At 60.0% G+C, this 26,692-nt stretch carries 22 protein-coding genes; 10 read left to right on the forward strand and 12 right to left on the reverse strand.

Going from position 1 to position 26,692, the window contains the following annotated elements:
• Positions 1-298 precede the first annotated feature (298 nt).
• Positions 299-1,096, reverse strand: coding sequence for an alpha/beta fold hydrolase (locus DXD48_RS02475; RefSeq protein ID WP_117563848.1), 798 nt, complete (start codon positions 1,094-1,096; stop codon positions 299-301).
• 225 nt (positions 1,097-1,321) lie between these two features.
• Here DXD48_RS02475 and DXD48_RS02480 point away from each other — a divergent pair, with 225 nt between their 5' ends.
• From DXD48_RS02480 to DXD48_RS02490, 3 genes are all read left to right on the forward strand, one after another.
• Entirely contained in the window at positions 1,322-2,098 is a 777-nt protein-coding gene (locus tag DXD48_RS02480) for a radical SAM protein (RefSeq protein ID WP_117563849.1), read from the forward strand.
• Positions 2,099-2,258: 160 nt separating this feature from the next.
• Positions 2,259-3,146 carry a type I methionyl aminopeptidase gene (map, locus tag DXD48_RS02485; protein WP_055286839.1) on the forward strand — a complete coding sequence of 296 codons (888 nt, stop codon included), beginning with the start codon at positions 2,259-2,261 and terminating at the stop codon, positions 3,144-3,146.
• A gap of 129 nt (positions 3,147-3,275) precedes the next feature.
• Positions 3,276-4,211: a D-2-hydroxyacid dehydrogenase gene (locus DXD48_RS02490; protein WP_117563850.1), complete on the forward strand. Its 936-nt coding sequence runs from the start codon at positions 3,276-3,278 to the stop codon at positions 4,209-4,211.
• Positions 4,212-4,442: 231 nt separating this feature from the next.
• On the opposite strand, the gene DXD48_RS02495 is transcribed toward DXD48_RS02490, so the two are convergent.
• The 3 genes from DXD48_RS02495 to DXD48_RS02505 all read right to left on the reverse strand — a co-directional run bounded on the left by DXD48_RS02495 (position 4,443) and on the right by DXD48_RS02505 (position 6,909).
• A complete protein-coding gene (locus DXD48_RS02495; RefSeq protein WP_117563851.1) occupies positions 4,443-4,937 on the reverse strand; it encodes a PIN domain-containing protein in 495 nt (164 codons plus the stop codon).
• Complete coding sequence (locus tag DXD48_RS02500) at positions 4,930-5,310, reverse strand: translation repressor RelB (protein ID WP_117563852.1); 381 nt, start codon at positions 5,308-5,310, stop codon at positions 4,930-4,932. Before DXD48_RS02500 ends, DXD48_RS02495 begins: the two co-directional genes overlap by 8 nt.
• 213 nt (positions 5,311-5,523) lie before the next feature.
• Positions 5,524-6,909: a M18 family aminopeptidase gene (locus DXD48_RS02505; RefSeq protein WP_233514955.1), complete on the reverse strand. Its 1,386-nt coding sequence runs from the start codon at positions 6,907-6,909 to the stop codon at positions 5,524-5,526.
• 161 nt (positions 6,910-7,070) lie between these two features.
• On the opposite strand from DXD48_RS02505, the gene DXD48_RS02510 reads away from it, so the two are divergent.
• From DXD48_RS02510 to DXD48_RS02520, 3 genes are all read left to right on the forward strand, one after another.
• Positions 7,071-8,156, forward strand: a complete 1,086-nt coding sequence (locus tag DXD48_RS02510; RefSeq protein ID WP_117563853.1) for a carcinine hydrolase/isopenicillin-N N-acyltransferase family protein — start codon at positions 7,071-7,073, stop codon at positions 8,154-8,156.
• Positions 8,157-8,296: 140 nt separating this feature from the next.
• Positions 8,297-9,376 carry a 6-phosphofructokinase gene (locus DXD48_RS02515; RefSeq protein ID WP_117563854.1) on the forward strand — a complete coding sequence of 360 codons (1,080 nt, stop codon included), beginning with the start codon at positions 8,297-8,299 and terminating at the stop codon, positions 9,374-9,376.
• 433 nt (positions 9,377-9,809) lie between these two features.
• Entirely contained in the window at positions 9,810-10,748 is a 939-nt protein-coding gene (locus DXD48_RS02520; RefSeq protein ID WP_117563855.1) for a helix-turn-helix domain-containing protein, read from the forward strand.
• A 483-nt stretch (positions 10,749-11,231) separates the two neighbouring features.
• Here the strand turns inward: DXD48_RS02520 and DXD48_RS02525 are convergent, their stop codons facing one another.
• Both DXD48_RS02525 and DXD48_RS02530 read right to left on the reverse strand, forming a co-directional pair.
• Positions 11,232-13,997: an FtsX-like permease family protein gene (locus DXD48_RS02525; protein WP_233514956.1), complete on the reverse strand. Its 2,766-nt coding sequence runs from the start codon at positions 13,995-13,997 to the stop codon at positions 11,232-11,234.
• A 5-nt stretch (positions 13,998-14,002) separates the two neighbouring features.
• On the reverse strand, positions 14,003-14,704 hold the full coding sequence (locus DXD48_RS02530; protein ID WP_117563856.1) for an ABC transporter ATP-binding protein: 702 nt from the start codon (positions 14,702-14,704) through the stop codon (positions 14,003-14,005).
• Between the two features lie 271 nt (positions 14,705-14,975).
• On the opposite strand from DXD48_RS02530, the gene DXD48_RS02535 reads away from it, so the two are divergent.
• A complete protein-coding gene (locus DXD48_RS02535; RefSeq protein ID WP_117563857.1) occupies positions 14,976-15,614 on the forward strand; it encodes a GyrI-like domain-containing protein in 639 nt (212 codons plus the stop codon).
• Between the two features lie 185 nt (positions 15,615-15,799).
• Complete coding sequence (locus DXD48_RS02540; protein WP_117563858.1) at positions 15,800-17,044, forward strand: chloride channel protein; 1,245 nt, start codon at positions 15,800-15,802, stop codon at positions 17,042-17,044.
• A 69-nt stretch (positions 17,045-17,113) separates the two neighbouring features.
• Here the strand turns inward: DXD48_RS02540 and DXD48_RS02545 are convergent, their stop codons facing one another.
• From DXD48_RS02545 to DXD48_RS02570, 6 genes are all read right to left on the reverse strand, one after another.
• Positions 17,114-17,788, reverse strand: a complete 675-nt coding sequence (locus DXD48_RS02545) for a TIGR00266 family protein (RefSeq protein ID WP_089572342.1) — start codon at positions 17,786-17,788, stop codon at positions 17,114-17,116.
• A 166-nt stretch (positions 17,789-17,954) separates the two neighbouring features.
• Positions 17,955-19,334: a sensor histidine kinase KdpD gene (locus tag DXD48_RS02550; protein WP_117563859.1), complete on the reverse strand. Its 1,380-nt coding sequence runs from the start codon at positions 19,332-19,334 to the stop codon at positions 17,955-17,957.
• The gene (locus DXD48_RS02555) at positions 19,331-20,020 is read right to left on the reverse strand and encodes a response regulator transcription factor (RefSeq protein WP_117563860.1); all 690 of its coding nucleotides are present in this window, start codon (positions 20,018-20,020) and stop codon (positions 19,331-19,333) included. Before DXD48_RS02555 ends, DXD48_RS02550 begins: the two co-directional genes overlap by 4 nt.
• Positions 20,021-20,248: 228 nt before the next feature.
• Positions 20,249-20,827 carry a methylated-DNA--[protein]-cysteine S-methyltransferase gene (locus DXD48_RS02560; RefSeq protein ID WP_233506764.1) on the reverse strand — a complete coding sequence of 193 codons (579 nt, stop codon included), beginning with the start codon at positions 20,825-20,827 and terminating at the stop codon, positions 20,249-20,251.
• Positions 20,828-21,281: 454 nt separating this feature from the next.
• Positions 21,282-22,307, reverse strand: coding sequence for an aspartate-semialdehyde dehydrogenase (locus DXD48_RS02565; RefSeq protein ID WP_117563862.1), 1,026 nt, complete (start codon positions 22,305-22,307; stop codon positions 21,282-21,284).
• 173 nt (positions 22,308-22,480) lie between these two features.
• A complete protein-coding gene (locus DXD48_RS02570) occupies positions 22,481-23,869 on the reverse strand; it encodes an aspartate kinase (protein WP_117563863.1) in 1,389 nt (462 codons plus the stop codon).
• 104 nt (positions 23,870-23,973) lie between these two features.
• On the opposite strand from DXD48_RS02570, the gene thrC reads away from it, so the two are divergent.
• Positions 23,974-25,491, forward strand: a complete 1,518-nt coding sequence (gene thrC / locus DXD48_RS02575) for a threonine synthase (protein ID WP_117563864.1) — start codon at positions 23,974-23,976, stop codon at positions 25,489-25,491.
• A gap of 201 nt (positions 25,492-25,692) precedes the next feature.
• Complete coding sequence (gene thrB / locus DXD48_RS02580; RefSeq protein WP_117563865.1) at positions 25,693-26,574, forward strand: homoserine kinase; 882 nt, start codon at positions 25,693-25,695, stop codon at positions 26,572-26,574.
• Positions 26,575-26,692: the final 118 nt, after the last annotated feature.

The following is a 26,692-nucleotide window of genomic DNA, read 5'->3' on the forward strand; positions in this document are numbered from 1 at the left end:
AACGCACCACGGGGTAGGTCTTCGCGACGCGGGCGACCTCGACGGCAGCCTCCTCGTCGGTTAGATTGACCTCGTGAGTATTGAGCATATGGGGCCCTTTCGATAGTTTCGCATGGAGCGGTGGGTTCCAAATGTTACAAGGGTAACACCTTGTCGATGCAGGTAAGTACGTGAATGCTGCCACATTCTTATGAGTTGGCAGACGGCGCGATTGAAGCCGCAGACGCGAGGTTTTGAGCACGTTTGTTAATACGGCCGAAACGTTTGCGGATGAAGCCTGCTTTGGCTATTGCGGATGCTAGAGCCCCAGGATGCCACGGACAGCCCGGGCAGCCGCTGCCGGGCGATCGCGCAGACCGTTATGCGCGCCCGGGATCGTCACGAGAGGGCAATCGAGATATTCGGCAGCCGCTCGCGTGCCAGCCTCGCGGGGCGTGCCAATCGAGAGCTCGCCTAGGAGCACGGCGGCCACCGTTTTCGACGCGCGAACGCTATCCCAATCGGGAACGCAGGTCATAGTAATCCCGTATTCGTTTGCCATGAAACTGCGGCCGTTGCGCAGGGCATGCTTGGCTTCTGCCTCGGTCGTTCCAGGAGCCTCGGGGTCCAAGTCGCCGAGGGCTCCCAAGAAAAGCCGGAGCGCCCTTGAAACCTTTCCAGCCGCAATCATATCGAGCAAAACCGGAGCTGCGCCCATGCCGACGCCTTCGGCCGACACAGCCGGCTCATGCAGAATCGCACGGGCGACGAGATGGGGTTCAGTGCGAAGAAGCTCCAGCGCCACCAACGTACCGGCGCTGTGCGCAAGCACATTTGTCGGAGCGCCAACGTGTTCGATCACGGCCTGCAGGTCGGCGGCCTGAGCGGCAAGATCATAGCTGCCGTCTGCCGCTTCGCTGCTGCCACCACAGCCGCGGCGGTCGTAGGCAATTACGCGGTAGTTGCGGCTGAGCTCACAAGCGATGCCGTCGAAAAATGTGCCGTCAACACAAGCGCCGTGCACGCACACCAAGGCAGGAGTATCAGGCGACACATCCGGGCCGGCATATTCGCGACAGGCAATCGTGGTGCCCGCATTCTCGACCGTAAAATCCATGTTGTGCCCCCATCATCAATGCCCATCCAATTGCACGTCAGTACGGCTGAATGGTCCCGCATTGCCTTACGACTTGTTAACAGATTAACTGTACCCGACCCGAGGCTTTTCATGGCACGGCATCATGAGCGACGTGAAAAAACGAAACTTGTAAAGCAAGAGCCCGCACCTCGCTTTGGAGCCGATGCTATGCTTAGGCGCAATAGTCTTGAGGAGCATATGCCTATGTCTACATTTTTGAATGCCAGCCCCATCTTTGGACCCGTTCGCAGCCGTCGCCTTGGTCTCTCGCTCGGCGTCAACATGATGCCGGCCAGCGGCAAAATCTGCACGTTCGACTGCATTTACTGCGAAAACGGCCTCAACGCCGAGCGCCCCTGCCACGAGCCGTATAACACGGCTGCCGTGGTGCTCGATGCACTCGAGGCAAAGCTGCGCGAGATGGCAGCCGAGGGCGAGCTCCCCGATGTGATCACCTTCGCAGGCAACGGCGAGCCCACCGCCGCACCGGAGTTTCCGCAGGCCATTGCCGGCGCCGTCGCGCTGCGCGACGAGCTTGCCCCAAACTCCAAGATCGCCGTGCTCTCCAACGGCACGCGCGCCGACCGCCCCGAGGTGCACGACGCGCTCATGATGGTCGACGACAACATTCTTAAGCTCGATACCGTCGACCCGGCGTTTATCCAGCTGCTCGACCAGCCCGTTGGCCCCTATGACGTCGAGCACCAGATCGAGACGTTCGCAAGCTTTGACGGTCACGTCATTATCCAGACGATGTTTTTGAGCGGTGAGTACCGGAGCAAGTCTCTCGATAACACCGGCGAGGAGTACGTTGCCCCCTGGCTCGCGGCGCTCGAGCGCATTCGTCCGCAGGAAACGACCATCTACACGGTGGCACGCGAGACGCCGGTCGCCGGCCTTGCCAAAGCAGCGCCCGAGGTGCTCGACGCCATCGCCGCGCGCGTCCAAGCCCTCGGCATCCCCTGCCAGGTGAGCTACTAGCAAAACCACGCAGCAGCTAGTGTCAGCCATCCCGCTCCATCAGTTGCGGTGATATAGTTCCTATTTGTGCTGTTAAACCGCTTAAATCGGAACTATATCACCGCAACTTTTATGGACACGTGGGTGGGCTATACTAGCTGCGGATGAAAGGAAGTTAGCCATGTATGACAAAGGACCCGTGCCCGGCCGCAACGACGCTTGCTGGTGCGGCAGCGGCAAGAAATATAAGAAATGCCATAGCGCCTTCGACGAGCGCCTCGAGCGCCTGTGGGAGGAGGGCTGGGAGGTTCTGCCCCGTACGCTCTACAAGACTCCCGCCGATATCGAGGGCATCAAGCGCTCGGCAGCCATCAACGTGGGCGTGCTCGATTATGTGGGCGAGCATATCGCCGCAGGCATGACCACCAACCAGATCGACCAGATGATCTACGACTACACCGTCGAGCACGGTGGCACGCCGGCCGACCTCAACTACGAGGGCTACCCCAAGAGCGTGTGCACCTCGATCAATGATGTGGTCTGCCACGGCATTCCCTGCGATACGGACGTGCTGCACGAGGGCGACATCATCAACGTGGACTGTTCCACGATCCTAGACGGCTACTTTAGCGACTCGAGCCGTATGTTCTGCATCGGCGAAGTCTCGGCCGAGCGCCAGCGCCTGGTCGACGTCACCCGCGCCAGCGTGGAGGCGGGTCTGGCAGCCGTCAAGCCATGGCTGCCGCTCTCCGTCATGGCCGAGGCCGTGCAAAAGACGGTCGAGGACGCCGGTTTTAGCGTGGTGCGCGAGTACGGCGGACACGGCATCGGTAAGGAGTTCCACGAGGACCCGTTTGTGGGCTTTACCACCGAGGCACCCGATGTGGACACCATCATGGCTCCGGGCATGGTCTTTACCATCGAGCCTATGGTCAATGCCGGAGCGCCCGACATCAAGATTAGCAAGGGCGATGGTTGGTGCGTGCGCACCAAGGACGGCAGCGATTCGGCCCAGTGCGAGGTACAGCTCGTGGTGACCGAGGACGGCTACGAACTGCTCAGCTGGTAGCCGTAGATGCGCCGGATGCTGACGGGCACGCTCGTCTTGCATCCGGCGTTTTATTTGAACGTTTTGCCCGATAAAACCTGCCAAAATAAACCTGTCCCTTTTTGGTAGGCTGAGCGGAGAGGACTGCTTGTGAACATCCTGGTTTTGCTGCCCGTCAACGACCGCCATCGCGCAATTCTTGAGTCGAGCGCTCCGGGCGAGGACTTTATCTACACGAGCTCCGACGCTATCACGCGCGAACAAGTCGTCAACGCCGACGTGATCTTGGGCAACATAGACCCTGCCCTGCTTACCGCATGCGAGCACCTCCAGCTGCTGCAACTACAGACCGCGGGCTATGACGATTACTTGGCCGCCGGCACCGTGCCAGCCGACGCCAAACTGTCTTGCTCGGTGGGCGCCTACGGCCAGGCCGTGAGCGAGCACATGTTTGCCATGGTCCTTTCCATGATGAAGCGTCTGCCTGGCTATCACGACTTGCAGCGCGAGCATCGCTGGGAGGATTTGGGGCCGGTCACTTCGCTCAAAAATGCCAATGTGCTCGTGCTGGGCGCGGGCGATATCGGCGGCCACTTCGCCACGCTCTGCCGCAGCATGGGTGCACACGTCCGCGGCATCAAGCGCCATCCGCTCGTCTACCCCATCGTGTTTGAGGACATGGACGGCATGGACGCCCTACCCGAGCGCCTGGCCGAGGCCGACATCGTCGCATCCTTTATGCCTAGCACACCCGAGACCCGCTGCCTGGCGAACGCCGAGTTCTTTGCCGCGATGAAGCCGGGCACCTTCTTTGCCAACGGCGGCCGCGGCGACCTTGTGGTTGCCGACGACCTGGTTGCCGCCCTGGAGTCGGGACATCTCGCCGGCGCCGCGGTCGACGTCACCGACCCCGAGCCGCTGCCTGAGACAAGCCCGTTGTGGGATGCCCCCAACATGCTCATCACGCCGCACGTCTCGGGCTGGTTCCACTTGGAGGCTACGCTCAACAATGTGGTCGACATCGCCGCGGAGAATCTGCGTCACCTGCAGGCCGGCGAGACCCTGCGCTGCTGGATCGAACATTAGGGTTCCGCCGTTCTAACGAACGGCGGACCACTCGACGCTGCGAGCCCGTCTGGACGGCAATCTGCCTTTCAATCGTCGGGCATGGCCAGAAGGCCAATGCCCTCCTCTTTCAAGGCACCTTGCTCGACCAGACGGGCTCTCGCTGACTTTTGTTCAACCTGCGGGGTCTGGCTGGCGTTGGCTCTATCTGTGGGCCCTCGCTGACTTTTGTTCGGCCAGTGAGGTCTAGAGCTATTTGAGCGTTGCCAAGTACTTTCTTGCGTTTTCGACGTTCATTGCTGCGACGGGTGCGTGTGAACAGAGTTTGGCATCGCTGGTGACCAGTAGATCTGCTTGAGCGCTTATCGCTGCCGCAATGATTAAATCGTCTTCGTAATCGCTATGGAGCTCACGCTGCCTGCTCGCCATCCATATATCGCTCAGGTCACAGGGCGCTGGCGTGGCAAGCTGCGACAGCACGCTAAGACAATCCCATGCAAGCGATGTCGCTGCCGCAGCGGCATCTTGGGAAAGAGACCCATGCTCTCGCCGATACCATGCCTTATGTTCGCTTGAAATCAAATAGAACAGGTCTTTGGACGATGTCGCCGCATACAGCAAATCCACCTGCGCCGTGCATGCATCGCGTAAAAACTCAATCGCCACCGCACGACCACGTCGTGAGGGAATGAAGTAATCGAGCCACACGTTGGTGTCAACCAAGATGCGCTTTGGAGTCTCACTCATAGAGCCAGCTCATCTCCTCGCCATAGCGATCCGCATAGGCATTCCGTTTGAGCTCTTCGTCGTCCGATGGCTGAGCCTTGACCATATCGATTCCCGACTCACAGCAAGCGGCAGCGAACAGCTTCGACCCCTGATCTATAAGCTCGAGCTTACGTTTGGCGGCCTTTTCGCGCTCGCGCTGTTCCGCCCGGGCACGACTGGGCAGCAGGATATCCTCGAGCGCACCGGGGCGATCGGCCAGCGACGCTGCAAGCTGCCAGAGCGCTCGCACCGCTTGGCTCGGCGTCATACCGGCCTTGGAGAGAGCGACGTCCCCACTTCTTTTAAGATCGGCATCGAGACGTACGTTGATCTGAGCGGCTGTTGTGGTCATGACCCCTCCTTAATACTTCAAAACTATCATAAAACTCTATGGTAGATACGTAAAGCATGTATAGCATTTATAAGCATTAGCCGTACTCTGTACACAAAAAACCGCCGAGGCACATTGCGCCTCGGCGGCTACGCATCACCGATCTAGCTCGGTTTCACCCTTTGCATTTGCCCAGATAAAACATGCCAAAATTAACATCCCTTTTTGGCAGGTTTAGAACTCTACGCTTTCGGCGCCGTTGATGGTTAGGTTGCGCTCGTAGAAGGCGGTGAGGGCGCGGATGGCGTACATCACGTCGCGCACGCCGCCGGTCTCGTAGCTCGAGTGCATGGCAAGCTGCGGCAGGCCCACGTCCACGGCATGCATGCTCGCCTGCATGTTCGACAGGTTGCCCAGGGTAGAACCGCCGGCCATGTCGCTCTTGTTGGCGAAGGCCTGCGTGGGCACGTCGGCGTCATCGCAGATAGCCTGGAACACCGCGCGGCTAAAGGCATCGGTGCAATAGTGCTGGTTGGCTGCCTCCTTGATGACGATGCCGCCGTTGAGCACCACCTGGTTGCGGGCGTCGCACTTCTCGGCGTGGTTGGGGTGCACGGCATGCGCGTTGTCGCAGCTCACGAGCATCGAAGCGGCAAGCGCACGGTGGTACGACTCGTCGTCAAAGCCCAGCGAGCCGTTAATGCGGCGCAGCGCGTCGGCCAAGAACGTCGACATGGCGCCCTGCTTGGTCTCGGAGCCAACCTCCTCATTATCAAAGCAGCAAAAGACCGACACGTCGTGCGCGTTCTCGGCACCCAAAAATGCCTGCAGCGAGGTGTAGGCGCAGGCCAGGTCGTCGAGCTTGGGCGTCGAGATAAACTCGTCGGCCCAGCCCCAAATGCGCGCATCCTGACGATTGACCAGGAACAGATCGCGGCCCAAAATCTGCTCGGGCTCAACGTCCAGCTCGTCGGCGATCAGGGCGTCAAAGTCGCCCTGCTTAAGGTCACCAGCGCTGATGAGCGGGCATAGGTCAACGGCTCGGTTGGGAGCAAAGCCCTCGTTGACGCCACGGTTCATATGGATGGCAAGGCTCGGAATGATGGCAACTTCGCGCTCGGTAGCGAGCAAGCGGCTCTCGATACGGTCGCCCTCGCGCACCAGCACGCGGCCCGCAAGTGCCAGCGGGCGATCGAACCAGGTGTAGTCGATCATGCCGCCGTAGGCCTCGGTGTTCAGGCGCAGCGTCTCGCCCGCGCCGTCGAGCTCGGGCACGGACTTGACCTTAAACGTCGGAGAATCGCTGTGCGACGCTGTGAGCTGAAAATGATAGTCGCCGGCAACGCCGTCCTCGCCCCACGTTGCGGCCAGGTCCTCGCCCACCTTAAAGGCGATAACGCTCGAGGTGTTGCGCTGCGTGTAATAGCGACCGCCCGGCTCGATATCCCATGCCGCGTTCTCGGGCAGGTAGGTAAAGCCCGCCTCGTCGAGCTCGGCCATAACGGTCGCCGCCGTATGGAACATGCTGGGGCATGCCTCGATAAAGTCGATAAGGTCGTTGGCGGCCTCGATATCATCGGCCGTCACATGCGCGCGCTCGGGCGTTTCCTGATCCGTCATGCTCTCCCCTTTCACTGGGTTGATGGTCCCCTCCAGCATACCCCGCCACGTCAGCGCCGCACTCTTCATTCCGTGCTTAATTCCGCGCCGCTCACCAAGTTGAGTCATCATGCGCGCGCTCCTTTTGCGACAATTGCGCTAACAGGACGAAAGGAGCCGTCATGAAGCCACGTAACATTGCCATCGCCTGCGGTGTCGCGGGAGTCGCCGTCGGCCTTGCCGCTGCCACCGGCATCGTTTATCACAAGCAAATCAAGTCCGCCGCGTCGCTCAAACGCTTGACCGGCTACGCGGATGGCTATGACCTGTACGCAATCGACATCGCCTACGACTACGATCTTGACCGCATCATCGCCGCTGGCGTGCGCGACGACCAGGCCTACATCGATGCCGTGGTGGCGCAGGTGCTGCCCGGTGTGCCGGCACATGTCCAGGCGCCCCAGTTTGCCTGCAGCGCTTTTGTCGCCGTAGATGCCGAAGGCCGCGTGCGCACCGGTCGCAATTACGACTTTAAGGACGACACCTCGGCGCTGCTGGTGCGCAATCACCCACGCGGCGGCTATGCCTCCATCGGGCTTGCCGCCCTTAACAACCTGGGCGATAACACTCCGCTTGACTCCGTCGCCGGACGCGCCGCGGCGTTGATGGGCCCGTTTGCCCAGCTCGACGGTGTTAACGAATGCGGCGTGTCCATTGCCGTACTCACCCTGGATTCCAAGCCCTGTGACCAGGACACGCAACGCCCCGTCATCAACACCTCGCTCGCCATCCGTCTGGTGCTCGACTGTGCCGCCACCACGCAAGAAGCTGTCGATCTGCTTTCTGCCTACGACATGCACGCCATGGCAGGACGCGATTACCACTTCTTTATCAACGACGCCGCCGGTGACGCGCGCGTAGTAGAGTGGGATCCGCGCGATCCGGACCGCGCTTTCAAAGCGACTCCTGTACGCCAGGTTACGAACTTCTACGCCTGCTATGACGACGAAGTGCTGCCCAACCAAAAGAATGGCGAGCTGGGCCATGGTAAAGAGCGCGCCGCCGCAATCGCCGATGTCCTTGACGCCCATGTCGGTGCCCAGGACGAAACGATTGTCTGGGAAGCTCTGCGCGCCGCAGCGCAAGAGCCCAATCCGGAAGACATCACCAGCAATACGCAATGGTCGGTCGTCTTTGACAATACCGAACCAGCCGCCGCTATTACGCTGCGCCGCCGCTGGGGCGACGTCGACGCCTTCGCACTGTAAGGAGCCAGGCCCGTCGACCTTACGCTCGCCTGACGTTGTTTACATTTCTACACGCTTGAGCTAACACGTTTTACCCCCGTACCAACAGTGTGCGGGGGTAAACTTATGCGCATGTTATAACTTGCCCGGAAGGATTCATCATGCTTAGGATCGGTCTTCTTACCAGTGGCGGCGACTGCCAGGCACTCAACGCCACCATGCGCGGCATCGTCAAAACGCTTATGACCAATAGCGAAGAGCCTATCGAGATTTATGGTTTTGAGGACGGCTACCAGGGCCTTATCTACAGCAGATTCCGTGTCATGACGCCCGCCGATTTTAGCGGCATCCTCACCCGCGGCGGCACCATCCTGGGCACGAGCCGCACGCCGTTCAAGCGCTTGGATATTCCCGAGGCTGACGGCGTCGAGAAGGTGCCCGCGATGGTCCATACCTATCATAAGCTGCAGCTCGACTGCCTGTTTATGCTGGGCGGCAACGGCTCCACCAAGACCGCCAACCGCCTGCGCGAAGAGGGCCTCAACGTTATCGCCCTGCCCAAGACCATCGATAACGACACCTGGGGCACCGAGATGACGTTTGGTTTTACAAGCGCCATCGACGTCGCCACCAAGTGCATCGACGACATCCACACTACCGCGTCGAGTCACGGGCGCGTGTTCGTCATCGAGATCATGGGCCACAAGGTTGGCTGGATTCCGCTGTACGCCGGCGTCGCGGGCGGCGCGGATGTCATCTTGATTCCCGAGATCCCCTACGACATGGACAACGTCATCAAGACCATCGAGCATCGTATGGAGACCGGCAGCCGCTTTACCATCGTGGCCGTCGCCGAGGGCGCTATCTCCAAGGAGGACGCGGCGCTGTCCAAGAAGGAGTACAAGAAGAAGCTCGCCGAGCGCACGAGCCCGTCAATCGTGTACGACATCGCCAAGGAGATCGAGGCCAAGACTGGTCGCGAGACCCGCGTCGCCATCCCCGGTCACACGCAGCGCGGTGGTCAGCCCGACGCCCAGGATCGCATCTTTGCGACCCAGTGCGGCGTCGAGGCAGCGCTCGGCTGCCTGCGCGGCGAGTTCGGCTACATGATTGCCCTGCGCGACGGCAAGATGTGCCACATGCCACTCGAGGATGTCGCCGGCAAGCTCAAGTATGTCGACCCCCAGAGCGATCTGGTGCGCGAGGCCAAGGCGTTGGGCATCAGCTTCGGCGACGAATAACCTCGGCTGGAATCCACCCCATCGGGCCCTCCGACCCCGCCCGACGTATTTCGATTTGGCTCCTCCCTTGACTCCGTCAAAGGTCGCCAATCGAAATCGTCGGGCGGGGTCGGAGGGCCCTGCGTTTACATACTCGCCGGGGCTATTCGTCTTCTTGCTGCGGGTGCCTGGTCTGAAATTCAGTTGCGGTGAAATAGTTCCTGCTTAGTCCGCAAATGGCTGAATCCAAAAACTATTCCACCGCAACTTACTGAGTGGGGGCTCTTGGCTGCTACTTGCACTGACATTTGTCCTGAAATGGCTGGTCGTTAGGGATTGCTACCGGTAGTTGCGGTAGGGTTGGGGCAGATTCTAACTAGAAATGGTGGTCGCTACCGGTTGTTCTCGGCATACTCGGCTCATTCGATTCGACCATCAAACGAAAGGAACCACCATGGATCTTGCGATGGCACAGCGCCTCGTCGATCGCCGTAAAGCTGCCGGCCTTTCTCAGGAGGCGCTTGCTGCCCAGCTGGGCGTAAGCCGCCAGGCTGTTAGTAAATGGGAGCGCAGCGAATCCTCGCCCGATACCGATAACCTTATTGCGCTCGCCGCGCTGTATGGCGTGTCGCTGGATGAGCTGCTGTATGGGGAGGCGGTGGCTAGCGCTGATGACTCACAGGCTGATGATGAGGCACAGAACAGCAACGCCGGCACCAAAGCTTCAGATAAGGCTGAAGAGGCTGAGGCTTCTACTGAGCACGCTGATTGCAGCGATAAGCCACTTGTCGATATTTCCCTCGCGCGCGGTATCCACGTCATTGATCCCAATAAAGGCGAGGAAGTCCATGTTGGTTGGAGCGGCATCCATGTGACCAACGAGCGCAAGGGCGAAGAGGTGCATGTGGGGCCGGACGGCGTGCATATCGATACGCTTGAGGACGATGGACATAGCGTACGCACCAATGACGACGGCACCGTCACCATCGACGGCGAGACGTTTTCCAGCTGGAAGGAAGCACACGACAAGCTCGACCATCATGGCAAGCATTTCCACACCAAGGTCGGACGTGCATGGAACAAATTCCCCTTCCCCGCACTTGTCACTCTCGCCTATCTGGTGCTCGGCATTGTCTACGGCACATGGGGCATGGGGCTTTTCCTCGTCTTTCTGGTTCCCGTCTACTACGCGATTGGTGACTTCATCGATCGGCGCCACCTGTCTAAGCTGATCGAGGCCATCTACCCGGCAGCCGCCATCGCTTGGTTCCTCTACATGTGGCTCTGTTTGGGACAGCCCCATCCTGCATGGATCATCCTCATCACGATTCCCGTCATAAAGGCGCTCATGCGCTGGTGCCGCAAACAATGGAAGCACCGCAAACAGGCCTAACACGCTCCGACCCACCAGCACCCAACCACCCCCGCCCTTCTCCTAAGTTGCGGTGAGATAGGGACTGTTTTGAAGCTCCAAAGCGCCAAACAGTCCGTATATCACCGCAACTTACAAACAACTGGGTCAGTTCCGGCACGGAGATTAGCATTGAGCTGACCGCGCGCCACGAAAAGGGGCCATCTACTACGTTTAACTCGATGGGGCCAACCATGACCGCCTTTTTCGAAAATCGACAGGCCTTCTACCTGCGGTTTTATTTTTCGTTTTCCCGGCATGGTTGAGGGTATCCAATTAAACGTAGTAGATAGGCCCGTTTTGTGGCATACGACCCATTCAAGCCCAATCTCGAAGGCTAAAGAGAGCCTCTCATCCACGCCTGCGGGCAAAAGATAGCAAAGCAACAAACGCCGGGTCGCTCGTAGGTGCCCGGCGTTTGCCCAGATAAAACCTGCCAAAATAAACCTGTCCCTTTTTGGCAGGTTACTCGGCACTCTTGAGGGCACCGACCATGTCAATCTTGTTGAGGGTACGGTTGGTGGCGAGGTTGACGATAAACGTAAAGCCAAAGGAAAGCACCACGGCGAGCACGTAGCTTAGCGGCTCGACCTCGACGTCAAAGTACAGCGACGGCATCTGCAAAATGTACGTAAAACTCTCGGCCAGCAAGCCGCCCAGCGGTACGCCCAGCGTGGCTCCGATCGCCGTGAGGATCAACGTCTCCTTGTTAACGTAATGGTGAACCTCGCCACGGCGGAAGCCCAGCACCTTGATGGTCGCCAGCTCGCGTTCGCGCTCCGAAATATTCGTATTAGACAGCGTAAACACCACCACAAACGACAGGCACGCCGCCATAAAGGTCACGAGCACCACGACCGAATTGATAATCGTAAAGTTCGCCTCATAGTTTTCCCAATGCTCGGCCGTACTCGAAATCGTAAGCCAACCGTCACTCTTAAGATTCTTGCTAAACGCAATCTGGTCGGCCGACGAACCCTTAAGCAGCACAAAAACGCCGTTAAGGCGTGCACTTCGACCGAACGCGCGCTCATAGGTGCCCTGCGTCATGTAAAGCGTGTTGCCTAGATAGTTGAGCGAGATGTCGCTGACTTTGACCTTGGCAACATTGAGCGACGAATCCTGGACGTGAGCCGTGTCACCCGGCTTGATCCCCAGCACCAGCTGAGAGCTCTTGCTCAAATACACGTCTCCGTCACGGAGGGCGAGCGGTTCTTTGGACTCATCCTCCAGGCGCACGTAATCGCCCAAGTCACCCGTGCGGTCGTCGGGAATCACGATGAGCTGCACAGTCTCGCTCTTGCCGCCAAACGTAAAGGTGACGTTGTCGGTCACAATCGGCAGGGTCGAGGTCACCGTCACGTTGGAATCATTGGCCGTGCTGCGCTCATCCAATGCCGCGCACGTCTGCGAAAAATCGTCGGGATTGGCGACCGCCAGCAAGTCATAGCGCGTGATATGCCCGTACTGCTTGGGCGACAGCGCGACCGACGTATCACGAATGCCCATGCCGCAAATCACAAGCGCCGTGCAGCCCGCAATGCCAAAGATGGTCATAAAGGCGCGCTTTTTATAGCGGAACAGGTTACGCGCTGCCACCTTGTTCAAAAAGCCCATGCGGCGCCAGATAAAGCCGATGCGCTCGAGCAAGATGCGCGAGCCGGCGCGCGGGGCCTTGGGGCGCATGAGCGAGGCCGGGGTCTCGGCCATCTCGTGGCGGCAGGCGATAATCGTGGCGCCCACCACGCCCACGGCAAACAGCGCCACCGAGACAATTGAGGACACGATATCGTACGAAAGCAGCATCTGGGGCAGCGAGTACATGTCGTCGAACACCGTAAACAAGAACAGCGGCAGACCCACAAATCCGATGATATTGCCGAGCACGCCACCGATCAGACACGCCCACAGCGAGTAGTCCACATATTTGGACAGGATACGCCCGCGTGAATAGCCGAGCGCCTTGTACAGGCCAATAAGCGTGCGCTCCTCCTCGACCATGCGGGTGGCGGTGGTGAGGCTGATAAGCACGGCGACGATAAAGAAGATGAACGGGAACACCGTGGCGATGGCCTCGATCGAAGAACTATCGCTCTCGACGCTCGAGTAGCTTGCGATATTGCCGCGGTCCTGGATGTACCAGGTACATTCGCCCAGGTCAGAGAGCTCGGCGCGGGCATCGGCAAACTGCTGGTCGGCGGCGGCACGGCGCTGGTCCAGGTCGGCTTGCGCCTGCGCACGCTCGTCGCTGCCCTCGGCCATGCGATTGATGTTGTCCTGCTCGATCCCAAAGACCATATTCGCCTGACGCTCAGCTGCGTCCAAGCTCGCCGGTGTGTCGACCGTCAGCTCCTGGGCGCGCGCCTTCTCACGCTCCTCGCGGATCTTCTCGATATTGCCCTTGACCTCATTGATCTTTGCCGAGTAGGCATCCGAATAGGAGTTGAGGCTCTTGGCTCCCTCGACGACCACGTGGACAGCGGAGTAGGAAGAAGATGTCGCGGCATCCTCGCTCACGTAGAACTTGTAGTCCGCAGTCGAAGCAGCGCGAAAGGCGTTGACTGTCGAGTCGGAGCTCACGTCGGTGGGATCGAGAACCTCGGCCGTGATGGTATAGTCTCCATCGGCAAACTGGTCCTTGGCGCTTTGGTTCGACGAGCTCGCATCGTTGGCGGCAAAGCTCACCGTATCGCCGATTTTCTTGCCCGAAGCCTTCAAAAAACGTGAGGTCACTGCCACTTCGCCCGAAGTCTCGGGCAGCTCGCCGCGTACTAGCACCGGTTGGTCAATGTTCTCTTTGGAAAGGCTCTGCACGACCACGCGCTCGCGCGTTGTACCCACGGCGGTGTAGGCGGTCTCGGTGTAGATGCCCTCGGCCGTCTCGACGCCATCGACCTCTTGAATGGCAGCAAGATCGTCATCGGTCAGACCATAGGTCGACTGCACGTTGATGTCATAAACATTCTGCTGGTCAAAGTAAGCGTCAACCGAATCGCACAGGTCCTCGCACCCCGCTTTGAGGCCGCACATCACGCTCACACCGAGCGCGGTGATGACCACGATGGACAAGAAGCGCTTAAGACTGCCTCGGATTGTACGGTAGATGCCACGGCGAAAAACCGTCGGCACCATATCGTTTGAGCTTTGGGCGGTGCGGTAGGTCGTAAAATCCTGCTCGCGCTCCGTGTTCTGCGCGTCGCGGCGCTGGCTGTTTTGGCGGTCCTGGTCCATGGGCGCTACCACTCGATCGTCTCGATAGGCACGGGATTTTGCTGGACCGTCTCGCTCTCCACGCGACCATTCTTAAAGCGAATCAGGCGATCGGCCATGGGCGCCAGCGCAGAGTTGTGGGTGATGATGATGACCGTAATGCCTTGCTTGCGGCAAGTGTCCTGTAGCAACTGCAAGATCTGCTTGCCGGTTTTGTAGTCAAGCGCGCCCGTGGGCTCGTCGCACAAAAGCAGCTTGGGGTTCTTAGCCAGCGCGCGGGCGATGGATACGCGCTGCTGCTCGCCGCCCGAAAGCTGCGCCGGAAAGTTAGCGAGGCGGTCGCCCAGGCCAACCTGGCGAAGCGTTTGCTCGGCATCGAGCGAATCGGGGCAGATCTGCGCCGCGAGTTCGACGTTCTCAAGCGCCGTCAGGTTAGGGACCAGATTGTAGAACTGAAAGACAAAGCCGACGTCAGCGCGACGGTATTCCACAAGCTGAGCCTCGTTGGCAGAGCTCACGTCACGCCCGTCCACCGTCACGGTGCCAGAAGTTGCCGTGTCCATGCCGCCCAGAATGTTGAGGGCCGTGGTCTTGCCGGCACCCGAAGCACCCAAAATGATGGCGAGCTCGCCGCGCTCGACCGTAAAGCTCGCGCCGTCGAGCGCGTGGATGCGGGCATCGCCCTCGCCGTATGCCTTGATGACGTCTTTGAATTCGATATAGGCCATCGATTAATTCCCATCTGGTCGGATAACTCTTTAGTATTACCCATTTCCCACCTACCAAAAAGGGACAGGTTTATTTTGGCAGGTTTTATATGGGGAAACGGCAGCTATAGATAGGGCGCCGGGGAGGCCGAGAAATCATCAACGGGGTCAGGCCGACCGCCAAACACAACGCACGCATCTCAATCTGTCAGCCAAATCATTCGAACAGTTGTTCGTTTCTATGATATGATTCAACTATCTAAGCAGGCCAATACGCAGAAAGGCGGCCAACATGGCGTTCGACTTTAAGAAGGAATGCAAGGAGCTCTACAAACCTGCAAGCAAGCCGAGTATCGTAACTGTCCCGCCTATGAGCTACGTTGCCGTTCGCGGAAAGGGTGACCCAAATACCGAAGGTGGCGAGTATCAAAACGCCCTGCCGCTACTTTACGGCATCGCCTATACCGTCAAGATGTCGAAGAAAGGCTCAAGGAGTATCGAGGGCTATTTCGACTTTGTGGTACCGCCGCTCGAGGGTTTCTGGTGGCAAGAGTCCCCGAGCGGCGACATCGATTATGTACGCAAGGACAATTTCAACTTTATCTCGTGCATCCGCCTGCCCGATTTCGTCACCCGAGATGACTTTGGCTGGGCAGTCGCGGAAGCCACGACCAAAAAGAAACTGGACTTTTCCGCCGTCGAACTGCTTAAAGTTGACGAGGGTCTCTGCGTTCAATGTATGCACACCGGGCCCTACGACAACGAACCGGCGACCGTAGACGCTATGCATGGATACACGACCGAGCTGGGCTATGTTCCCGACTTCTCAGACACCCGTTTACATCACGAAATCTATCTCTCCGATCCACGCAAATGCGCACCGGAGAAACTTAAGACCGTGGTTCGTCATCCTATCAAGCGCGCTGAATAGCGTGGGGCGTCATTTCACGCGCTAGGTTTTAAGCCAGCCAACCAGCCGCCTCCTAGGCCGTCCGGTAATTATCTTGACGCGGCCCGTCGCATCTTATAAGTTTGTTTTGCTAAAGCTGGAAAGCCTCTCAACGATGCGCAACTCCAGCTCTTTTTCTATCAAGAGAGCAAGTGTCGGAAAGCAAAATGTCAGAAAGCAGCGCATCGAGCAGGATTAAACGCCTGGTCAACACCTATAGCGGTCTCGTGCTCATGGGCGCCGTCGGAATCCCTATCGGCGTTATCGTTGGCGCCATCTGTGCCCTTTTTGGTCGTGTGCTCCTGGCAATTGGCGCCTTCCGGGACTCGCACGTCGCGTTGCTGCTCCCCTTTCTCGCTCTTGCGGGCCTTGCCATCGTGTTTGCCTACCGCACCTGGGGCAAGGGCACCGACCGCGGCATGAGTCTGGTGTTCGACGTAGGCCACGGACGCGAGGACGCCATCTCCCCACGTTTGGTGCCGCTCATTATGCTGAGCACGTGGGCCACGCATCTCTTTGGCGGCAGCGCGGGACGAGAAGGCGTAGCCGTGCAGATCGGCGCAACCGTCTCGCATTGGATCGGCCGACGTCTACCTTTCCGAGACCCCGGCAACACGTTTTTGCTTATCGGCATGGCCGCCGGCTTTGCCGGACTCTTCCGAACGCCCCTCGCCGCCACGGTCTTTGCAATCGAAGTACTGGTCGCAGGACGCATGGAATACCGCGCGCTGTTTCCCGCGCTTACGGCTTCGCTTGCCGCAAGCATGACCTCCGGCGCTCTGGGACTCGAGAAGTTCGAGGTCGCCATTACCGCCTCGTATGCGCTCGACCTCCCCGGTCTTGGACGACTGGCGCTGTTGGGTATCGCGTTTGGTATGGTAGGTGGAGCTTTTGCCTGGTGCCTTGCCCATGCCAAGACCCTTGCAGCGCGGCTGCTCCCCAGCCCTTACATACGCGTTGCCGTTATGGGCCTTGCGCTGTCGGCGATTCTGTTCGCGCTGTGGCAGGGGCGATACTGCGGCCTTGGCACCAACCTGATATCCGCGGCACTGGGTGACAACGGCGAGGCGTCGATCATGCCTTGGGACTGGGCGCTCAAATTCGTACTCACCATCGCCACGCTTTCCGCAGGATATCAGGGTGGCGAGGTGACGCCGCTGTTCTCCATCGGAGCCAGCCTTGGTGTCGTACTCGCCGGGATTCTCGGCATGCCCGTCGAGCTCTGCGCCGCGCTGGGATACGCCGCCGTCTTTGGCAGCGCCACCAACACGCTACTCGCGCCGATCCTCATTGGCTGCGAGGTCTTCGGTTTCGGTAATCTGCCGATGTTCTTCATCGTCTGCGTTGTGGCTTATCTGTTCAACATGGACAAATCGATCTACGCCCTGCAGGAGCACAGCCGCACCCGATAAACAGGGCGTTTGCCACCAAAAAACGCGCACGACAGGCCGGGCCCGCCGCGCGCGTCATCCTATACACGATTAGTTATTGTTGTTGGTCATCGAAGCCACTGCTGCCGCAAGATTGGAAATGGGCATTGTCTGCAGCCAGATGCGCCCCGGACCGGTGAGCACAGTGTTGAACACGCCTTCACCGCCAAACATGATGTTTTTGACGCCCTTGACCATCTGCGCGTCGATGCTCACCGTCTCCTCAAAGCCGGCCACGTTGCCGGTATCTACAATCATTTGCTGGCCAGCAGCAAGCTCGTACTCAACTAGGTCGCCGTCGATCTCGGCAAAGGCAATACCCGAGCCCGTGAGCTTTTGCATGATAAAACCCTCGCCGCCAAAGACGCCGGTCTTTGCCTTCTTGTTAAAGTGGATGCTCAGCTCAACACCACTTTCCGCGGCAAGGAACGAACGCTTCTGCAAAATCCAGCTCTTACCAGGGCCAATCTCGATCGGTATAATGCGGCCGGGGAAGCAAGAGCCAAACGCAATCATGCCATCGCCGTGCGCGGTCCAAATGTTTTGGAACAACGCCTCACCCGAAAAAGCCTTAGAGAACATCTTGCCTATACCACCGCCCGAGGTGGACATCTCCATGTTGGGGGTCATCCAGACCATGGCACCGCTTTCGGTGATCATGGATTCGCCGTCGCTAAGGTTGCACGTAACAACCGGGAAAGCCCCTCCGCCGATCTCGTACTGCATGACCGTCTCCTTTCCTTCGGGAGCCGAACAACGATGTCCATATTTTAGCAGTTAGAGGTGCGTTTATTTGGGTCGGTGGCGTTCATGGCGCCGATCACCGCCAGCCTCCGCTGCCGTCTGCACAGATAAAACCTGCCAAAATAAACCTGTCCCTTTTTGGCAGGTCTTAGAGGCGGACGGTGAAGGTGATCTGATGATCGTGGCCGGATACGGTGGCTGATCCGCCATGGGCTTCGGCGATGGCGCGCACGACGGACAGCCCCACGCCCGAGCCACCTGTCTTGGAGCTGCGCGACACGTCCGCACGATAGAAGCGGTCGAACAGCCGGTCCAGGTCGCCCTCGGGCAGCTCATCAACAGCATTCGATACGACAAGCTCGGCCGAGCCTTTGCCCGCACCGCGCGAAACGGCACGCAGGCTCAGCTCGATCACGCTGTCCTCGCTTGCGTAGCGTGTGGCGTTGTCCAGCAGCAGCTCAACAACCTGCGCCACTGCCGCGGCATCGGCATGGGCCCGCACACCGCTCGCGATCGACGTCGACAGCCGCTTTCCGCGCGAAACCGCCACCGATTCAAATGGCGTCGCAGCCGTGTCCACGGCCTCCGAAAGATCAATCGTCGCCATAGTAAAGCCGGCCGAACCCTCGTCCATACGCGCCAGGAACACCAGACGCTCCGTGAGCGCCGTCAGCCGCGCGACCTGCTCGTGAATGCTCTGCGTCCACTCGCTCTCGCCGCTCTCGATCTCTTGGACCTCGTTGGCGGCGTCAATCACGGCCAGCGGCGTTTTGATCTCGTGGCTTGCATCGGTAATGAAGCGCTTCTGTTTGCTATAACTCTCGACCATCGGCCGAATCACCGCACCCGAGGCGACCGTTACAATTGCCAGCACCGCCAGCCAGCCAATGCAGCTGATTGCCACACTCGCGCTCAAAAACGAATGGAAACTTGCAAGCTCGCGCGAACAGTCCACGAACACATAGGTTGTCTTGTCGCCCTGAACCGTAGCCGTATAACGGTAGTTGCCAGAAAAGCCCGAAGTCCAACCCTTGGAATATAGTCCTGCAGCGATGCGGGCGGCACGCTTGGCACCTACCGCGGCAATGCGGGCCGTGTTGACATCGGTCACCTGCCCGCCGGCAATCGACACCGTAAAGTAGCGCGTGTCGAAGGGAGACTCCGCCGTCATGCCTTCAAAATGCACATCGCGAACGGCCGCCCGGTTACCGGTAGCAACCTTGCCGGCAACCGCATCCTGACCGGGACCGGTCTTAGGCTCGCCCTCCCCATCAATGCCATCCTTGCCTGCCAGGATATAGTCCAGTCGTGCATCGGCCATCTTGCAAACATGCGAATAATTGACAATGTTGATGCCAGCGATGATGAGCGTGAGCACCACGGTCACAGCGCCCATGGCAACGAGGATGAACTTACGACGCAGGCGACGGCCCATTGCACTGGCAGCATCGGCGCGCCCCGGATTACCCGAGCCCACACCCATGCCGAGCTTCGCCGCCATGCGCTTGCACCACGTGCGCACGCTCACGCCCGTTCTCCTTCCTCGACAACCTCGAGCGAATATCCCTGGTTGCGCGACGCGCGGATGGCAACGTTGGCACCAAGCGCCGTCAGCTTTTTGCGCAGGTACGAGATATAAACCCACACCACGTTGGCGCCTTCGGGCGCGTCCTCACCCCAAACCTCGAGCATCAGACGTTCAGTGGGCATGCGCGTGCCGGCGTTGCGCATAAAGAGTTCCATAAGCTGAAACTCGCGATTGGCCAGGTGCTCCTCGCCCAAAGGTCCCACAAGCGTGCAAGCCGCCGTGTCGAGGCGCACGTTACCCACGCTGAGCGTCGTGGCGTCAATTGCCGTCGCGGCACGCGTCATGGCACGAATACGCGCAAGCAGTTCCTTGGCGGCAAACGGCTTGGTCAGGTAATCGTTGGCACCGGCATCCAGGCCCTCGACCTTATCGGACACCTCGCTTTTTGCCGTGAGCATGATGATGGGCAGTCGCTTTCCGGCGGCGCGTGTACGCTTGAGCACCTCGATGCCGTCCATGCCGGGCATCATGATGTCCAGGATTGCGGCGTCGTAATCGTTGGTGAGTAGATTCTCGAGCGCCGTCAAGCCGTCGAGGGCGGTGTCGACCTCGTAGTCGCTATGTTGAAGAATCGCGGTGAGGGCGCGGGAGAGACCAGGTTCGTCCTCGGCAAGCATCAGCTTCATAGTTGCTCCTTTGGCGCATGGAAATACAGGTTTCGATACTGCCGATAATAGCGCACCGAAAGCTGCCTTAGCACAGCCCTAGCGGCTCAACCTGCGCGTTTTCAAATACGCAAGATATGGCTTAGCCAAACTTAAAGCGCAGATGCCAAGCGTCTGGACGCATGCCGGCCGTAGAAGGACGGAGGCTCGTCCTTTCGCGGCGTCCTAGTTATGCAAAGCGTTCGAGCGCTATTCCTCGTACGCGCCCTCAAGCCGAAGCAGCCACTCCTTGCGGTCAAGCCCGCCGGCATATCCGTTGAGCGAACCATCGGCGGCAACTACGCGATGGCACGGCACGATAATCGAAATGGGATTACGCGCGACCGCAGCCCCCACAGCACGGGGAGATACAACGGGTGCCTCGTTCCCCGGCACCCGATGGCGGGCGGCAACACGCTGGGCGATCTCGCCATACGTAGCGACCTCGCCACGCGGGATAGAAAGCAGCTCGTACCAGACTTCACGCTGAAACGCCGTGCCAATCAAATGCAACGGCGGCGTATACCGAGGCTCCTGCCCTGCAAAATAAGCATTCAACCAAGCCCAAGAACGCTCGAGCACCGAGGAGGCCGCACCATTTGCGGGATTCACCAAAGATATTCCACCGGTACCGGAAACCGCGTCGGCGCCTTCAACATGTTCGGAGTCTTCCCGGAGAAGCGTGGAACCAAAGTGCTCCTGCCCCTCAAACCAAAGCCCCGTCAGACCGCGGCCATCAGCGGCAAGCAAGATTTCGCCCAAAGGCGAGGCAAATGTCGTCGTGACCACCAGCGGCTCCTTTCAAAACTCCGCAACATAATACCGCGAATTGTGCAGACAACCCCAATCGACCCCAAAGTCACCCAAGGCAGCAAGCGCGACAGCGCCGCAGCTGCCGCACGACCCCAAAGTCCCCGCAGGCAGCAGGCGCAACGCGCCACAGCTGCCGGCCGCGCCCCAAAGTCCCCCAAGGCGGCAGGCGCGAAGCGCCGGGGCCGCCGCCGGGACCAGGGCCTGCAACGGCCACGTGCCCCCACATCAGCCCAGCGGCCCCAACCAACAACGACCCCATCGCAGGCCGCTCGCAGCCGAGTCACCGCAGGCGGGGGCCGGGCTTGGTTTTCAGAACACTCCGCAGACCAGTGTGGCGCCTTGTCCGCGGCTCCGAAGGAGCAGGACAAGGCGCCACACATGGTCGAGGACGTTCTGAAAACCAAGCCCGGCCCCCGCCGGATAGGTCACACTACTCGCAGAGCAGCTTAGCGATCTGGACGGCGTTGGTTGCCGCGCCCTTACGGATTTGGTCGCCGCAGCACCAGAAGGTGATGCCGCGCGCGGCCTCAGGGTTCGAGATGTCGCGGCGCACGCGGCCGACCCAAATCAGGTCCTGGTCGGACGTATCCATCGGCATGGGGAAGCGATCGTGCGCATCCTCGGCGCTCATATCGTCAACCAGCTTCACGCCCGGAGCGGCAGCCAGCGCAGCACGGGCCTCCTCAACCGTAATGTCGCGCTCAAACTCGAGCGTAATGCTCTCGGAGTGCGAACGCAGCACGGGCACGCGCACGCAGGTGCAGTTCACGCGCAGCTCGGGCAGATGCATGATCTTGCGGCCCTCGTTTTGCAGCTTCATCTCCTCGGAGGTAAAGCCCTCCTCCTTGACACCGCCAATCTGCGGAATCAGGTTGCTCGCGAGCTGGGCGGCAAAGGCGCGCGGCTCGGGAATCTCCTCGCCGCGGCCCAGGGCGACCAGCTGAGCCTCGAGCTCAGCCATACCGGGAGCGCCAGCGCCCGAAGCCGCCTGGTACGTCGAGACGATCATGCGCTTCACGCCGGCGAGCTGATGCAGCGGCCACGTAGGAACTAGGCCGATGATGGTCGCGCAGTTGGGGTTGGCGATAAGGCCGTGATGCCACTTGATGTCGTCGGCATTGATCTCGGGCACAACCAGCGGCACCTCGGGATCCATGCGGAAGGCGTGGCTGTTGTCGACCACGACGGCGCCGCGCTTGACGGCCTCGGGCAGCAGCTCCTTGGCGATATCGTCACCGGCAGCGCCGAGTACGATGTCGCAGCCCTCAAAGGCCTCGGGGCAAGCCTCTTCGATCACGATCTGCTCGCCGTGGAACTCAACGGTCTTGCCCGCGGAGCGTGCACTTGCCAACAGCTTGAGCTTGCCGACCGGGAACTCCTGCTCGTTGAGGCACTCGAGCATCTGGGTGCCCACGGCTCCCGTCGCGCCCAAAATAGCAACCGTGTACTGTTTCATGCTTCCCCCTTTAAAGGTTGTGGCTTTTGCCCGCACGCCGAGCAGGCCGATTATTGTTGCCAGTGTATACAAGAACGGGGCGGATACAAAACCCGCCCCGTCGAAACGAAACCGAAACGAAACGCCCCGCCGTAGTTTTTGAGGCAAGTCCCAAAAATCTACTGGGATAGCAGCTACTTGTAGAGCGCGGCCGGGGCGGGATCGACCGGCACGGGAGCCTCCAGGTCGGAGACCTTCACAATGCCGTTCTCGTCGGAGAAGGCGCGGTAAATGGTCCGAATCGCCAGATCGAAGTCCTTCTCCTCTACGCCGATAATGATGTTGATCTCGTCGCAGCTCTGCGAAATCATACGTACGCTCACGCCGGCCTGACCAAGCATGCCAAACAGATGGCCCGAGATACCTGCGCGGCCGCGCAGGTTACGGCCGACGGTCGCGATAAGTGCCAGACCCTCGACAACCTCGATCTCGAGCGGCTCGACCTCCTGCTGAATGTCGCCCACGAGCGAGTACAGCGAATCGTGAACGTCCTGCTCCTGCACCACGGCGCCAAAGCGGTCGACACCGGTGGGCATGTGCTCGACGGAAACGTCATAGCGCTCGAAGACCGAAAGCGCACGGCGCATAAAGCCGACGCGGGGCTTGGTGCGGTCGCGGGCAACGTTGATGGCGACAAAGCCGCGCTTGCCGGTCACGCCGGTAATGATGGGTTCCGCCTCGCCCTCGTCGGCCGTCTCGCTAATGATGGTGCCAGGGTCCTGCGGCGCGTTGGTGTTCTTGATGACTAGCGGAATACCGGCCTCGCGCACGGGGAACACGGCCTCCTCGTGCAGGACGCTCGCGCCCATGTACGAAAGCTCGCGCAGCTCCTCGTAGGTAACGCGGGCGATGGGCTGAGCCTCGGGCACAATGCGAGGATCGGCAGAATAGAAGCCCGAGACGTCGGTCCAGTTCTCGTACAGGTCGGCACCAAGGCACTTGGCCAGAATCGAGCCGGAAATATCGCCGCCACCACGGTCGAGCAGCTTGATCTGCCCCTCACGCGTCGCGCCGTAGAAACCGGGCATAACAAAGCCGCCCTGCTGGCCGTACTCCTGCACCAGCTCGGCGGTGCGGTTCATGCTGAGCGTACCGTCATGATGGAACGCCACGACCGTCGCGGCATCCAGGAACGGCAGGCCCAGGTACTCGGCCATCAGACGGGCGGTAAAGTACTCGCCGCGGCTCACGAGTTCCTCGGTGGAGTAGCCACCGGAACGGGCGCGCTCGGCAAAGGCCGCGAACTCCTCGCGGATGGGATAGGTGAGCTCCAGCTCGTCAGCGATATCAAAATAGCGCTGGCCAATGTCCTCGAGCAGCTCCTCGCACGACACGTGGTACTTAACGTGTGCGTTAACCAAGTAGAGCAGGTCGGTCACCTTGGTATCGCCCTTAAAGCGGCGACCGCAGGCAGAAACCACCACAAAACGGCGGGCCGGGTCGGCATCGACAATGGCCTTGATCTTCTTAAAGTGTTCGGCGTCGGCGACCGACGAGCCGCCAAACTTGGCAATCTTAATCATGGGCTGGAGGTTACCTTTCTAAAAAGCCTCTGCGAACCTATTTTGCGCGCTCTGATACCATGGTTTCACCGATTGGGACCAAGGCATCCGAGGAGCAGTGTTATATGGGAACTTATCATAGTACACGAGGACGCACTTTATCGTGCTCAAGTAAGGTGGCAATCCGTACCGGCATCGCTCCCGACGGGGGTTTGTTTGTCTCGGACGAGCTGGGCACCCAGCAACTCGATATCAGCTCGCTTGCAGATAAATCGTACTTTGAAATCGCTCAAGATGTGTTGGGAATGTTACTGAATGATTACACGACCGAAGAAATTTCGGCCTGTGTGAATGAGGCATACCGCGGCACGTTCGCGAGCGAAGAGGTCACGCCGCTCGTCAAACTCGACGCCGCACCGGGCGCTGACGTCCCTCAAACCTATGTGATGGAGCTCTTTGGCGGCCCCACAAGCGCCTTCAAGGACGTCGCCCTGCAGATGCTCCCCCGTCTGATGGCCCGCACTTCCGCCAAGGACGGCGGCGCCGAGCGCATCATGATCGTCACCGCCACGTCGGGCGACACGGGCAAGGCAGCACTCGCCGGCTTTGCCGACGCCCCGGGCACGGGCATCACCGTCTTTTATCCCGAAGGCAAAGTCAGCCGCGTGCAGAATCTGCAGATGTCCACGCAGGAGGGCGATAACGTCGCCGTCTGCGGCATCCGCGGCAACTTCGACGATGCCCAGAGTGCCGTCAAGCGCATCTTTGCCGATAAGGAGCTTGCCGAGCGCCTGGAAGCCGCCGGCACTGTGCTTTCGAGTGCCAACTCCATCAACGTCGGCCGCCTGGTGCCGCAGGTTGTCTACTACTTTGCCGCCTATGCGCAACTGCTGCGCGCCGGCGCTATCGAGGCTGGCGACGCCGTAGAGTTCTGTGTGCCCACCGGCAACTTTGGCGATATCTTGGCCGGCTACTACGCCAAGTGCATGGGTCTGCCCGTCGCCAAGCTCGTCGTGGCGAGCGACAAGAACAACGTGCTTGCCGACTTCCTGACCACCGGCGTTTACGACCGTAACCGCCCGTTCTTCACGACCATCTCGCCGTCGATGGACATCCTTATTAGCTCCAACCTGGAGCGCATGCTCTACTTCTTGTCCGACGGCGACTGCGAGCTCGTTGCCGGCCTTATGGAGCAGCTGGCACAGACTGGTCGCTACGAAGTTCCCGCCGACCTGCTGGCAAAGATTCAGAGCATCTTTGGCTGCGGCTGGGCCAGCGAGGCCGAGGTTCGCACTGCCATCAAGAGCTGCTGGGACGCAAACGGCTACGTGATTGACCCGCACACCGCCTGCGGCTATCACGTCTTTGAAAAAGTCACCCCCGCCGAGGGCGCCAAGGCCCGCGTGCTGCTTTCGACCGCCAGCCCCTACAAGTTCCCGCGCGCCTGCTGCGACGCTCTGGGCCTCGACGTTCCCGAGGATGATTTTGAGGCTATGCGTGTGCTCGAGCAGGCCACCGATACGGTCGCCCCGGCACAACTTGCCGAGCTCGAGTCCAAGCCCGTCCGCTTTGAAGACGTCTGCGACGTCGATGAGATGGCAAGCTACGTCGAGTCTGCAGCAAAACGAATGAGCACCAACTAAACCCCTTATTAAGCGCCGGCGAAAGCCGGCGCACCTTCTTTTATCAGAAACCCACCGGGATGATGACGAACTGACATGCGGGTCTGCCTGTTTAGTTCGTCGCGAGTTCCGCACGAGCCGGAAAGCACTTAATGTGCTTTCCGAGCGAGCCAGGACTGCCCGAGCAGCGAACTAAACAGGCAGACCGCCCAGGAGATTCCCATGATCAAGATCACCGTCCCCGCCACCAGCGCAAACCTAGGCATCGGCTACGACACCCTCGGCATGGCCGTCAGCCTCTACTCACACTTCACCTTTGAGCGCGCCGACAAGCTCACCATCACGGGTTGCCCCGAGGAGTTCCAAAACGAGAACAACCTAGTCTACGTGAGCTTTGTGGATGCGCTGGCCGCATGGGGCGAGCCGGCTTTTCCCGTTGCCATCGACATTCAGACCGATGTACCCGTCGCCCGCGGCCTGGGTTCCAGCTCCACCTGCGTCGTCGCGGGCATCATGGCAGCCGCCGCGCTGACGGGCCACACCGTCGACCGCGCCGAGCTCGTCCGCATCGCCACCGAGGTCGAGGGCCATCCCGACAACGTCGCCCCCGCTATCCTGGGCGGCGCCGTCTGTTCCTTTACGCCGACCGATTCGCTCCCCCAGTGCCTGCGCTACGAGGTGAGCGATCGCCTGCGTTTTATTACCGTGATTCCGCCCTACGAGGTACACACGAGTGAGGCGCGCAAGGTCGTGCCGCAGGAGATTCCACTCTCCACCGCCGTATGGCAAATGGGCCGCATCGCCGGCATGACGCGCGGCCTGGAGACCGGCGACCTGGATCTGATTGCCGCCGCCAATGACGACCGCATCCAAGAGCCGTATCGCCGTCGCCTGATTCCCGACTACAACGCCGTGCGCGACACCTGCCTTAACGGCGGCGCCAAGACCATCTGGATCAGTGGCTCCGGCTCGACCCTCATGGCCGTAACCGACGATACCATCGTGGCGAAGTTCCTGCAGGTCAAGCTGCGTGAGCAGTTCCCCAAGTGTGAGACGCATATTCTGACGTGCGACACGGAAGGCGCCCAGATCGAATACCTGTAGTCGCCGTACCTTATACCCGCCGGGGAGGCCAGGGGCTTTGCCCCCAAATCGTCCTCGGACATGGCAGGACCCCCGCTGCGCACTTCGTGCGGCGGGGGTCCTGCCGTCCTGCGGAAAG

It is taken from the genome of Collinsella sp. TM05-37 (assembly GCF_003436455.1).
In the GTDB taxonomy this organism is placed as follows: Bacteria; Actinomycetota; Coriobacteriia; order Coriobacteriales; family Coriobacteriaceae; genus Collinsella.